Genomic DNA, 11172 nt, shown 5'->3' on the forward strand with positions numbered 1-11172 from the left:
ATGAGCGTGTCACTGATCGCTTCCGACCAATTCCGCATCGTTGTCGGCCTCGGCAAGAGCGGCATGTCCCTGGTTCGCTTCCTGGCGAGCCGGGGCATTGCCTTTGCGGTCGCCGACACCCGCGAGCAACCGCCGGAACTGGACACCCTGCGCCGTGATTACCCGCAGGTGGAAGTGCGCTGTGGCGAGCTGGACGTGGACTTCCTGTGCCGCGCCAACGAACTGTACGTAAGCCCGGGCCTGGCCTTGTCCACCCCGGCGCTGCAACAGGCTGCGGCACGGGGTGTGGCCCTGTCGGGCGACATCGAGCTGTTCGCCCGTCATGCCAAAGCGCCGATCATCGCCATCAGCGGCTCCAACGCAAAAAGCACAGTCACCACCCTGGTCGGTGAAATGGCCGCCAAGGCGGGCAAGCGCGTGGCCGTGGGCGGTAACCTCGGCACGCCAGCCCTGGACCTGCTGAGCGATGAGGTGGAGCTGTATGTGCTGGAGCTGTCCAGCTTCCAGCTGGAAACCACAGACCAGCTCAACGCCGAAGTCGCCACCGTGCTGAACATCAGCGAAGACCACATGGACCGCTACAGCGGCCTGCCGGCTTATCACCTGGCCAAGCACCGCATCTTCCGGGGCGCTCATCAGGTGGTGGTAAACCGCCAGGACGCGCTGAGCCGGCCATTGCCGGTCGAAGGCCGGCCGTGCTGGAGCTTTGGCCTGAACCAACCGGACTTCAAGGCCTTCGGCCTGCGTGAGGTCGACGGCGAGAAATACCTGGCGTTCGAGTTCCAGAACCTGATGCCCGTGCGCGACCTGAAAATTCGCGGTTCGCACAACCACAGCAATGCCCTCGCGGCCCTGGCCCTTGGCCATGCCGCAGGCTTGCCGTTTGCACCGATGCTCGACGCCCTGCGCGAGTTTGGCGGCCTGGCCCATCGTTGCCAGTGGGTGCGCGAGCGCAACGGTGTCAATTGGTACGACGACTCCAAGGCCACCAACGTCGGTGCTGCGCTGGCGGCCATCGAAGGCCTGGGCGCGGATATCGCCGGCAAGCTGGTGTTGATCGCCGGCGGTGACGGCAAAGGTGCTGACTTTGCCGCGCTGCGTGAGCCAGTGGCGCGCTTCTGCCGTGCGGTGGTGCTGTTGGGCCGTGATGCCGAGCGCCTCGCCGAAGCGTTGGGCGAAGGTGTACCGCACGTGCGGGTCAAGACCCTGGAAGAGGCCGTCGAGCAGTGCGCCGCCCTGGCTCAGCCGGGTGATGCCGTGCTCTTGTCGCCGGCCTGCGCCAGCCTCGACATGTTCAAGAACTTTGAAGAACGCGGGCGCCTGTTCGCCCAAGCGGCGGGAGGGCTGGCATGATCTTCGGCATCTTCAAGCCGTACCCGTCGCCGCTGATCAGCGGCCGTGGCATCGACCTCGACTTTGCCATGCTTGCCGGCTGCCTGGCATTGCTGGGCCTGGGCCTGGTGATGATCACCTCGGCGTCCTCGGAAGTGGCCGCGGTGCAGTCGGGCAACCCGCTTTACCACATGTTCCGTCACCTGGTGTACGTGGTCATCGGCCTGGTCGCCTGCGGCGCCACCATGCTGGTGCCGATTGCCACCTGGCAGCGCATGGGCTTCATGATGCTGCTGGGCGCCTTCGGCCTGCTGGTGCTGGTGCTGGTGCCGGGTATCGGCCGGGAAGTGAACGGTTCCATGCGCTGGATCGGTTTCAGCTTCTTCAACGTGCAGCCGTCGGAGATCGCCAAGGTCTTCGTGGTCATCTACCTGGCCGGCTACCTGGTGCGCCGGCAGACCGAGGTGCGCGAGAGCTGGATGGGCTTCTTCAAACCGTTCATCGTACTGCTGCCGATGGCTGGCCTGCTGCTGATGGAGCCGGACTTCGGTGCCACCGTGGTGATGATGGGCGCTGCGGCGGCCATGTTGTTCCTCGGCGGGGTGGGGTTGTTCCGCTTCAGTTTGATGGTGGTGCTGGCGGTGGTCGCGGTGTTTGTCCTGGTGCAGGCCCAGCCGTACCGGATGGCACGTTTGATCACCTTTACCGACCCCTGGTCCGACCAGTTCGGCTCGGGCTACCAGTTGACCCAGGCCTTGATCGCTTTCGGCCGCGGTGAGTGGCTGGGCGTGGGCCTGGGCAACAGCGTACAGAAGCAGTTCTACCTGCCCGAGGCGCACACTGACTTCGTGTTCTCGGTGCTGGCTGAAGAGCTCGGCGTGGTCGGCTCGCTGGTCACCATCGCGCTGTTCGTTTTCGTCACCGTGCGCGCCTTGTACATCGGCCTGTGGGCCGAAAAGGCCAAGCAGTTCTTCGCCGCCTACATGGCATTCGGCCTGGCCTTCCTGTGGATCGGCCAGTTCCTGATCAATATCGGCGTGAACGTCGGCCTGCTGCCGACCAAGGGCCTGACCTTGCCGTTCCTCAGTTACGGGGGCAGTTCGCTGGTGATCTGTTGCGCCTGCGTGGGCTTGCTGCTGCGTATCGAGTGGGAGAGCCGCACGCACCTGGGCAGCGAGGAACACGAATTCAATGAAAGCGATTTTGCCGAGGAGACCAGTCATGGCCGCTGACGGCAAGAACGTACTGATCATGGCAGGCGGTACCGGGGGCCACGTGTTCCCGGCCCTGGCCTGCGCCCGGGAATTCCAGGCACGGGGTTACAGCGTGCACTGGCTGGGCACGCCGAAAGGCATCGAGAACGAACTGGTGCCCCAGGCCGGTCTGCCGTTGCACCTTATCCAGGTCAGCGGCCTGCGCGGCAAGGGCAAGCTGTCGCTGCTCAAGGCGCCGTTCACCCTGGTCAAGGCGGTGCTGCAGGCACGGCGCATCATTCGTCAGCTCAAGCCTGTGTGCGTGCTGGGCTTCGGTGGCTACGTGACCGGGCCGGGCGGTGTGGCCGCGCGGCTGTGCGGTGTGCCGCTGGTCATTCACGAACAGAATGCGCGCGCGGGTACCGCCAATCGGTTGCTGGTGCCACTCTCGGCACGCGTCTGCGAAGCTTTCCCGAACACCTTCGCGGCCAGCGAAAAACGTCGCACCACCGGCAACCCGGTGCGCCCGGAGCTGTTCATGGACGCGCAACGCGCACCCTTGGCCGAACGCCGTGCACGCCTGCTTGTGCTCGGGGGCAGCCTGGGTGCGGAACCATTGAACAAATTGTTGCCTAAGGCCCTGTCTGAAGTGCCTGCAACACTGCGGCCAGAGGTGTTCCACCAGGCTGGCAAGCAACATGCGCCGATCACCGCCGAGCGTTATCACGAGGCGGGCGTCGAGGCTCAGGTAGAGCCTTTCATCAAGGACATGGCCCAAGCCTATGGCTGGGCCGACATCGTGGTGTGCCGGGCCGGTGCCCTGACCGTCAGCGAACTCGCGGCGGCGGGCCTGCCTTCGATGCTGGTGCCGTTGCCCCATGCGATCGACGATCACCAGACCCACAACGCCCACTATCTGGCTCGGGAAGGCGCTGCCTTCCTGATGCCACAAGCGACAACTGGCGCAGCGCAGCTCGCTGAACGCCTGAACGAGGTGCTGATGCAACCCGAGAAACTCAACACCATGGCTGGCACCGCACGGCGCCTGGCCAAACCTGCCGCAACCAGCACCGTGGTCGATATCTGCCTGGAGGTGGCCCATGGTTGAAAGCCAGAAAGCCATGCCGCAGCCAAAAATGGGCCGCATCCGTCGCATCCACTTCGTCGGTATCGGCGGCGTAGGCATGTGCGGCATCGCCGAAGTGCTGCTGAACCTGGGCTATGAAGTGTCCGGTTCCGACCTCAAGGCCTCGCCGGTTACCGAGCGGCTGGAGTCGTTCGGCGCAGAGATCTTCGTTGGCCACCGTGCCGAAAACGCTGCCAACGCCGACGTACTGGTCGTGTCCAGCGCCATCAACCCGGCCAACCCGGAAGTCGCCACTGCCCTGGAACGTCGTATTCCCGTGGTGCCGCGTGCCGAGATGCTCGCCGAGCTGATGCGCTACCGCCATGGCGTGGCCGTTGCCGGCACGCACGGCAAGACCACCACCACCAGCCTGCTGGCCTCGGTGTTCGCCGCTGGCGGCCTGGACCCGACGTTCGTCATCGGCGGGCGCCTGACCGCAGCGGGCACCAATGCCCAGCTGGGCACCAGCCGCTACCTGATCGCCGAAGCGGACGAGAGCGACGCCAGCTTCCTGCACCTGCAACCGATGGTCGCCGTGGTCACCAACATCGACGCCGACCACATGGCCACCTACGAGGGTGACTTCAACAAACTGAAGAAAACCTTCGTCGAGTTCCTGCACAACCTGCCGTTCTATGGGTTGGCAGTGATGTGTCTGGACGACCCGGTGGTGCGCGAGATCCTGCCGCAGGTCAAACGCCCGACGGTCACCTACGGCTTCAGCGAAGAGGCCGACATCCGCGCCATCAATGTGCGCCAGCAGGGCATGCAGACGCACTTCACCGTGCTGCGCCGCGACTGCGAGCCGCTGGAGGTGTCGGTGAACATGCCCGGCAACCACAACGTGCTCAACGCCCTGGCAACCATTGCCATCGCCTCTGACGAAGGCATCAGCGACGAGGCCATCGTCCAGGGGCTGTCCGGCTTCCAGGGTGTTGGCCGACGCTTCCAGGTCTACGGCGAGCTGCCGGTCGACGGCGGCAGCGTGATGCTGGTCGACGACTACGGCCACCACCCGACTGAAGTCGCTGCGGTGATCAAGGCCGTGCGCGGGGGCTGGCCAAGCCGTCGCCTGGTGATTGTCTACCAGCCGCACCGTTACAGCCGCACCCGCGACCTGTACGACGACTTCGTACAAGTGCTGGGCGACGCCAACGTGCTGCTGCTGATGGAAGTCTACCCGGCCGGTGAAGAGCCGATTCCGGGTGCGGACAGCCGTCAGCTGTGCCACAGCATTCGCCAGCGCGGCAAGCTTGACCCGATCTACATCGAACGTGGCGCCGAGCTTGCGCCCCTGGTCCAGCCGCTGCTGCGTGCCGGCGACATCCTGCTGTGCCAGGGTGCCGGTGATGTCGGTGGCCTGGCCCCGCAATTGATGAAAAGCCCGCTGTTCGCTGGCGCCAAGCAGGAGAAGTCGAAATGACCAGCGCCTACGACAAGCTGCACTCGACCCTGGACGTCAAGGCGTTCGGCCGCGTCGCCGTGCTGTACGGCGGCAAGAGTGCCGAGCGTGAAGTCTCGCTCAAGTCCGGCGCCGCCGTGATCGACGCCTTGACCCGCGCCGGTGTCGACGTGGTTGCCATCGATGTGGGCGACGACCTGCTCGACCGCCTGCAACACGAGAAGATCGACCGCGCCTTCATCATCCTCCACGGCCGTGGCGGTGAAGACGGCAGCATGCAAGGCCTGCTCGAGTGCCTGGGCATCCCTTACACCGGCAGCGGCATCCTCGCGTCGGCCCTGGCCATGGACAAACTGCGCACCAAGCAGGTGTGGCAGAGCCTGGGCATTCCGACCCCGCGCCACGCGGTATTGGCCAGCGAAAGCGATTGTTTGAAGGCCAGTACGGAACTGGGCTTCCCGCTTATCGTCAAACCCGCCCATGAAGGCTCTAGCATCGGCATGGCCAAGGTGAACAGCGAGCAGGAACTGGTCGCCGCCTGGCAGGACGCCGCCAAATACGATTCCCAGGTACTGGTGGAGCAGTGGATCCACGGGCCGGAGTTCACCATCGCGGTACTGCGCGGCCAGGTGCTGCCGCCGATCGCCCTGGGTACGCCGCACGTGTTCTACGACTACGACGCCAAGTACATCGCCAACGATACCCAGTACCGCATCCCGTGCGGCCTGGACAGCGTCAAGGAACAGGAACTCATCGACCTGACCGCGCGCGCCTGCGATGCCATCGGCATCGAAGGCTGGGGGCGGTTGGATGTGATGCAGGACGAGCAGGGCCGGTTCTGGCTGCTCGAAGTCAACACCGCACCCGGCATGACTGATCATAGCCTGGTGCCCATGGCGGCCCGCGCGGCCGGCTTGGACTTCCAGCAATTGGTGCTGGCAATCCTGGCCGCCAGCGTCGAGACGCGAGGTTAACAGCCATGCAAGGCGCGATGTTACGTCATCAGCAACCCGCCACCGGCCGTAACAAGCCGGTGCCGCGTGGTGCCAGTCGAATGGTGGCCAAAGAGCCCATGTCGGCGCGCCTGCCCAAGGCCAACTTCAGTGGACTCAAGCGCCTGCTTTGGCCGGTGCTGCTGGTGGCAGCAGGCTTCGGCGCCTATGAAGGTGCCATTCGCCTGATGCCCTACGCCGACCGGCCGATCACCAAGATCGCGGTGCAGGGCGACCTCAGCTACATCAGCCAGCAGGCGGTGCAGCAGCGGATCGCCCCGTTCATGGCGGCGAGCTTCTTCAGTGTCGACCTGCCGGCGATGCGCGCAGAGCTCGAGCAGATGCCGTGGATCGCCCACGCCGAGGTGCGGCGCGTGTGGCCGGACGAGGTGGTGATCCGCCTGGAAGAACAGCTGCCAGTGGCACGCTGGGGTGATGAAGCCTTGCTCAATAACCAGGGCCAGGCCTTTACCCCGCGTGAGCTGGCCAACTATGAGCACCTGCCGCAGCTGTTTGGGCCGCAGCGTGCTCAGCAACAAGTCATGCAGCAGTATCAGGTATTGAGCCAGATGCTGCGCCCCATGGGCTTTTCCATCGCTCGCCTGGAACTGCGCGAGCGAGGCAGCTGGTTCCTGACCACCGGTGCGGGCAGCACCGGGCCAGGCATCGAACTGCTGTTGGGGCGCGACCATCTGGTGGAGAAGATGCGCCGTTTCATTGCCATTTACGACAAGACGCTTAAAGAGCAGATCACCAACATCGCCCGCATCGATCTGCGATACGCCAACGGACTTGCCGTTGGTTGGCGGGAACCGATTGCACCGACGACGGCCCAACCCGCCGTTGCGAAGAATTAGAGAGAGGCAGGACCATGGCAAACGCGCATAGCGGCAAAATGATCGTCGGGCTGGACATTGGCACCTCCAAGGTGGTGGCGCTGGTCGGCGAAGTGGGCGAAGACGGCACCCTGGAGATCGTCGGGATCGGTACCCATCCGTCCCGCGGCCTGAAGAAGGGCGTGGTGGTGAACATCGAGTCGACCGTGCAGTCGATCCAGCGCGCGGTGGAAGAAGCGCAGCTGATGGCGGGCTGCCGCATCCACTCGGCCTTCGTCGGCGTGGCGGGCAACCACATCCGCAGCCTGAACTCCCACGGCATTGTCGCCATTCGCGACCGTGAGGTCAGCGTTGCCGACCTTGAGCGCGTGCTCGACGCCGCCCAGGCCGTGGCCATCCCGGCCGATCAGCGTGTGCTGCACACCCTGCCGCAGGACTACGTGATCGACAACCAGGAAGGCGTGCGCGAGCCGCTGGGCATGTCCGGCGTGCGTCTGGAAGCCAAGGTCCACGTGGTCACCTGTGCGGTCAACGCGGCGCAGAACATCGAGAAGTGCGTACGCCGCTGCGGCCTGGAAATCGACGACATCATCCTTGAGCAGCTGGCTTCGGCCTACTCGGTGCTGACCGACGACGAAAAAGAGCTCGGCGTGTGCCTGGTGGACATCGGTGGCGGTACCACCGACATCGCCATCTTCACCGAAGGCGCGATCCGCCACACCGCGGTCATCCCGATTGCCGGCGACCAGGTGACCAACGACATCGCCATGGCCCTGCGCACTCCGACCCAGTACGCCGAAGAAATCAAGATCCGCTACGCCTGCGCACTGGCCAAGCTGGCCGGCGCCGGCGAAACCATCAAGGTGCCGAGCGTGGGTGATCGCCCACCGCGCGAGCTGTCGCGCCAGGCCCTGGCCGAGGTGGTGGAGCCGCGTTACGACGAGCTGTTCACCCTGATCCAGGCCGAACTGCGCCGTAGCGGCTACGAGGACCTGGTGCCGGCCGGCATCGTCCTGACCGGCGGCACCGCGAAGATGGAAGGCGCCGTTGAACTGGCCGAGGAAATCTTCCACATGCCGGTACGCCTGGGCGTACCGCACAGCGTTCGGGGGCTGAGCGACGTGGTGCGCAACCCGATCTATTCCACCGGCGTGGGCCTGCTCACCTACGGCCTGCTGAAGCAGTCCGAGGACATGGTCCTGACCGGTAACAGCAACAGCAGCAGCAACAGCTATGGCGATGAACCGAAGGCCCCAGTGCTTGAGCGCTTCAAGCGGTGGGTCCAGGGCAATTTCTAAGTTTCAAAGCAGTAGTGGTAGGCGCAACAACTAGAGAACTGTAAGGAGAGGGAAAATGTTCGAGCTCGTAGACAACGTCCCGCAAAGTCCGGTCATTAAAGTGATCGGCGTTGGCGGTGGTGGCGGCAACGCCGTCAACCACATGGTCAAAAGCAGCATCGAAGGCGTGGAATTCATCTGCGCCAACACGGATGCTCAGGCGCTGAAAAACATCGGCGCGCGCACCATCCTGCAATTGGGCACTGGCGTGACCAAAGGCCTGGGTGCAGGTGCCAATCCAGAAGTCGGCCGTCAGGCCGCGCTGGAAGACCGTGAGCGCATCGCCGAGGTGCTGCAGGGCACCAACATGGTGTTCATCACCACCGGCATGGGTGGCGGTACCGGTACCGGTGCAGCCCCGATCATCGCCGAAGTGGCGAAGGAAATGGGCATTCTCACCGTCGCCGTGGTGACCCGTCCGTTCCCGTTCGAAGGTCGCAAACGTATGCAGATCGCCGATGAAGGCATCCGCATGCTGGCCGAGAGCGTCGACTCGCTGATCACCATCCCCAACGAGAAGCTGCTGACCATCCTGGGCAAGGATGCCAGCCTGCTGTCCGCCTTTGCCAAGGCTGACGACGTGCTGGCCGGTGCCGTGCGCGGTATCTCCGACATCATCAAGCGCCCTGGCATGATCAACGTCGACTTCGCCGACGTGCGTACCGTGATGGGTGAGATGGGCATGGCGATGATGGGTACTGGCTGCGCCAGCGGCCCAAACCGTGCGCGTGAAGCCACCGAGGCGGCGATCCGCAACCCGTTGCTCGAAGACGTCAACCTGCAGGGCGCCCGCGGCATCCTGGTGAACATCACCGCCGGCCCTGACCTGTCGCTGGGTGAGTACTCCGACGTAGGTAGCATTATCGAAGCCTTCGCCTCTGACCACGCGATGGTCAAGGTCGGCACCGTGATCGACCCAGACATGCGCGATGAGCTGCACGTCACCGTGGTCGCCACTGGCCTGGGCGCACGCATCGAGAAACCGGTCAAGGTGGTGGACAACACCCTGCAGACCGCTCAACAGGCGTACGAGGCTTCCAACCCGGCACCGGTTCGCCAGGAGCAGCCTGCGGTCAACTACCGTGACCTGGAGCGCCCGACTGTAATGCGCAACCAGGCCCATGCAGGTGCCGCCGCGGCAGCTAAACTCAACCCTCAGGATGACCTGGACTACCTTGATATCCCGGCTTTCCTGCGTCGTCAGGCTGATTAATGGAATTTATCAGGGGTATAAAGGTGATTGGTATTCAGCAAAGGTCGGGTCTGTTATCATCCCCAGCCTTTGTTGATACCTGTTCGCAATTTGCGCTGAAGCGGCCAATGCCATGATTAAACAACGCACCCTGAAGAATACCATCCGTGCCACAGGTGTCGGTCTGCACTCCGGGGAGAAGGTATACCTGACCCTCAAGCCTGCACCTGTTGACACCGGCATCGTCTTCCGCCGCGCTGATCTCGACCCTGTGGTCGAAATCGCAGCGCGTGCGGCCAACGTTGGCGAGACAACCATGTCGACGACGTTGGTCAACGGTGACGTCAAGGTCGATACGGTCGAGCACCTGCTCTCCGCCATGGCGGGCCTGGGCATCGATAACGCCTACGTCGAGCTCTCCGCCTCGGAAGTGCCGATCATGGATGGCAGCGCCGGACCCTTTGTATTCCTGATTCAGTCTGCCGGCCTGGAAGAACAGGACGCAGCCAAGAAGTTCATCCGCATCCTGCGCGAAGTGACAGTGGAGGAGGGCGACAAGCGCGCTACCTTCCTGCCTTTCGACGGGTTCAAGGTGAGCTTCGAGATCGACTTCGATCACCCGGTCGTCAGCGGCCGGACCCAGAGCGCCAGTGTCGATTTTTCCAGCACGTCGTTCGTGAAAGAAGTCAGCCGTGCCCGCACCTTCGGTTTCATGCGGGACATCGAGTACCTGCGCAAGCATAACCTTGCGTTGGGCGGCAGTGTGGAAAACGCCATCGTGGTAGACGAGACAGGCGTGTTGAACGAAGACGGTCTTCGCTATGAAGACGAATTCGTGAAGCACAAGATTCTCGACGCCATCGGTGACCTCTACCTGCTGGGCAACAGCCTGATCGGCGAGTTCAAGGGCTACAAGTCCGGGCACGCGCTGAACAACCAACTGTTGCGCAAGCTCATTGCTGAAACCGATGCCTGGGAAGTGGTCACTTTCGAAGATGCCAGCACGGCACCGATCTCGTACATGCGCCCTGTTGCGGCCGTGTAAGTTCGAACACTCTCTAGTTCATTAAGGCCACCTTCGGGTGGCCTTTTTTATTTCAGCCTTTATCCCGGGCGTGGCTGGCGAGACGTTCCAGGGCAGCGCGCAATTTCGGGTCGGCAATCCCCTCGGCGGTATCGCGAAGGCTTTCGGCGGCATTGCTCGACAGCGCCGCAGCATGCCCGCCACGCTTGGCAGGCACCAATGGCGGTTGCACCTTGTACAAGATGCGCCGCAGGTTGCCGAACGCTTCCATGGCCTGCAATTCGCGCATGAGGCGCTTTTGCTGATAGCGCAAGCGAGTAGCCCAATGGCCGTCGGTAACCACCAGCAACAATACCCCATCACGCCACGATGCCACGTGGCAGTGTTCGCGGGCAGCCGGTTGCAGCTGGCTTTCCAGCAGGCGCTGCAGGTGTTCCAGGCGTTCGGCCTGGTTCAGCAGCAGGCGCAGCGGGCGCACCTGACGCAGCAGGGCGGACGGTAGCTGGGCAGGGGAGGGTTTGTAGGCCATGGTGGTCGCAGGAGGTTACAAGAGCGGCAGTTTAACACCTCTGTTGCCTGCACCGGCCTCTTCGCCGGTACAGACCACACAAGGTAAGACTCATTCTCGATACGTTTCATCTTGCTGAGCCTTGAACTCAGGGAAAATGACCCTATCTAAGAAACGCCCCTGCCAAAACGCTGTATCAGCATCGTGGAAATCCACCACTTTCCTCACCA

10 protein-coding genes are annotated in these 11172 nt (G+C 63.5%); 9 read left to right on the forward strand and 1 reads right to left on the reverse strand.

All coding sequences use genetic code 11. The annotated features are described in order from the left end of the window. Positions 1 to 6: 6 nt before the first annotated feature. The 9 genes from murD to lpxC all read left to right on the forward strand — a co-directional run bounded on the left by murD (position 7) and on the right by lpxC (position 10455). A complete protein-coding gene (gene murD / locus QOS90_RS19650) occupies positions 7 to 1353 on the forward strand; it encodes a UDP-N-acetylmuramoyl-L-alanine--D-glutamate ligase (protein WP_085273655.1) in 1347 nt (448 codons plus the stop codon). Further along, the gene (gene ftsW, locus QOS90_RS19655; RefSeq protein WP_027594015.1) at positions 1350 to 2564 is read left to right on the forward strand and encodes a putative lipid II flippase FtsW; all 1215 of its coding nucleotides are present in this window, start codon (positions 1350 to 1352) and stop codon (positions 2562 to 2564) included. Before murD ends, ftsW begins: the two co-directional genes overlap by 4 nt. Further along, a complete protein-coding gene (gene murG / locus QOS90_RS19660) occupies positions 2554 to 3633 on the forward strand; it encodes an undecaprenyldiphospho-muramoylpentapeptide beta-N-acetylglucosaminyltransferase (protein ID WP_085273643.1) in 1080 nt (359 codons plus the stop codon). The genes ftsW and murG overlap by 11 nt, the downstream gene beginning before the upstream one ends. Continuing rightward, positions 3626 to 5074 carry a UDP-N-acetylmuramate--L-alanine ligase gene (murC, locus tag QOS90_RS19665; RefSeq protein ID WP_027594017.1) on the forward strand — a complete coding sequence of 483 codons (1449 nt, stop codon included), beginning with the start codon at positions 3626 to 3628 and terminating at the stop codon, positions 5072 to 5074. Before murG ends, murC begins: the two co-directional genes overlap by 8 nt. Continuing rightward, on the forward strand, positions 5071 to 6027 hold the full coding sequence (locus QOS90_RS19670; protein ID WP_027594018.1) for a D-alanine--D-alanine ligase: 957 nt from the start codon (positions 5071 to 5073) through the stop codon (positions 6025 to 6027). The genes murC and QOS90_RS19670 overlap by 4 nt, the downstream gene beginning before the upstream one ends. 5 nt (positions 6028 to 6032) lie before the next feature. Beyond that, a complete protein-coding gene (locus QOS90_RS19675; protein ID WP_027594019.1) occupies positions 6033 to 6902 on the forward strand; it encodes a cell division protein FtsQ/DivIB in 870 nt (289 codons plus the stop codon). 14 nt (positions 6903 to 6916) lie between these two features. Further along, entirely contained in the window at positions 6917 to 8179 is a 1263-nt protein-coding gene (gene ftsA, locus QOS90_RS19680; protein ID WP_027594020.1) for a cell division protein FtsA, read from the forward strand. 55 nt (positions 8180 to 8234) lie between these two features. Continuing rightward, positions 8235 to 9431 (forward strand): cell division protein FtsZ, encoded by a 1197-nt coding sequence (ftsZ, locus tag QOS90_RS19685; protein WP_003251871.1) that lies wholly within the window; start codon positions 8235 to 8237, stop codon positions 9429 to 9431. 112 nt (positions 9432 to 9543) lie between these two features. Then, positions 9544 to 10455, forward strand: coding sequence for a UDP-3-O-acyl-N-acetylglucosamine deacetylase (lpxC, locus tag QOS90_RS19690; RefSeq protein ID WP_027594021.1), 912 nt, complete (start codon positions 9544 to 9546; stop codon positions 10453 to 10455). Positions 10456 to 10507: 52 nt separating this feature from the next. On the opposite strand, the gene QOS90_RS19695 is transcribed toward lpxC, so the two are convergent. Continuing rightward, positions 10508 to 10963 carry a DUF721 domain-containing protein gene (locus QOS90_RS19695; RefSeq protein WP_027594022.1) on the reverse strand — a complete coding sequence of 152 codons (456 nt, stop codon included), beginning with the start codon at positions 10961 to 10963 and terminating at the stop codon, positions 10508 to 10510. Positions 10964 to 11172: the final 209 nt, after the last annotated feature.

The sequence above is a fragment of the Pseudomonas sp. LAIL14HWK12:I10 genome (assembly GCF_900184205.1).
GTDB lineage: Bacteria > Pseudomonadota > Gammaproteobacteria > Pseudomonadales > Pseudomonadaceae > Aquipseudomonas > Aquipseudomonas kermanshahensis.

Coding starts and splice junctions, on each gene's coding strand:
- ftsW (WP_027594015.1), top strand. CDS start 1,350: ATGATCTTCGGCATCTTCAAGCCGTACCCGTCGCCGCTGATCAGCGGC.
- murG (WP_085273643.1), top strand. CDS start 2,554: ATGGCCGCTGACGGCAAGAACGTACTGATCATGGCAGGCGGTACCGGG.
- murC (WP_027594017.1), top strand. CDS start 3,626: ATGGTTGAAAGCCAGAAAGCCATGCCGCAGCCAAAAATGGGCCGCATC.
- QOS90_RS19670 (WP_027594018.1), top strand. CDS start 5,071: ATGACCAGCGCCTACGACAAGCTGCACTCGACCCTGGACGTCAAGGCG.
- QOS90_RS19675 (WP_027594019.1), top strand. CDS start 6,033: ATGCAAGGCGCGATGTTACGTCATCAGCAACCCGCCACCGGCCGTAAC.
- ftsA (WP_027594020.1), top strand. CDS start 6,917: ATGGCAAACGCGCATAGCGGCAAAATGATCGTCGGGCTGGACATTGGC.
- ftsZ (WP_003251871.1), top strand. CDS start 8,235: ATGTTCGAGCTCGTAGACAACGTCCCGCAAAGTCCGGTCATTAAAGTG.
- lpxC (WP_027594021.1), top strand. CDS start 9,544: ATGATTAAACAACGCACCCTGAAGAATACCATCCGTGCCACAGGTGTC.
- QOS90_RS19695 (WP_027594022.1), bottom strand. CDS start 10,963: ATGGCCTACAAACCCTCCCCTGCCCAGCTACCGTCCGCCCTGCTGCGT.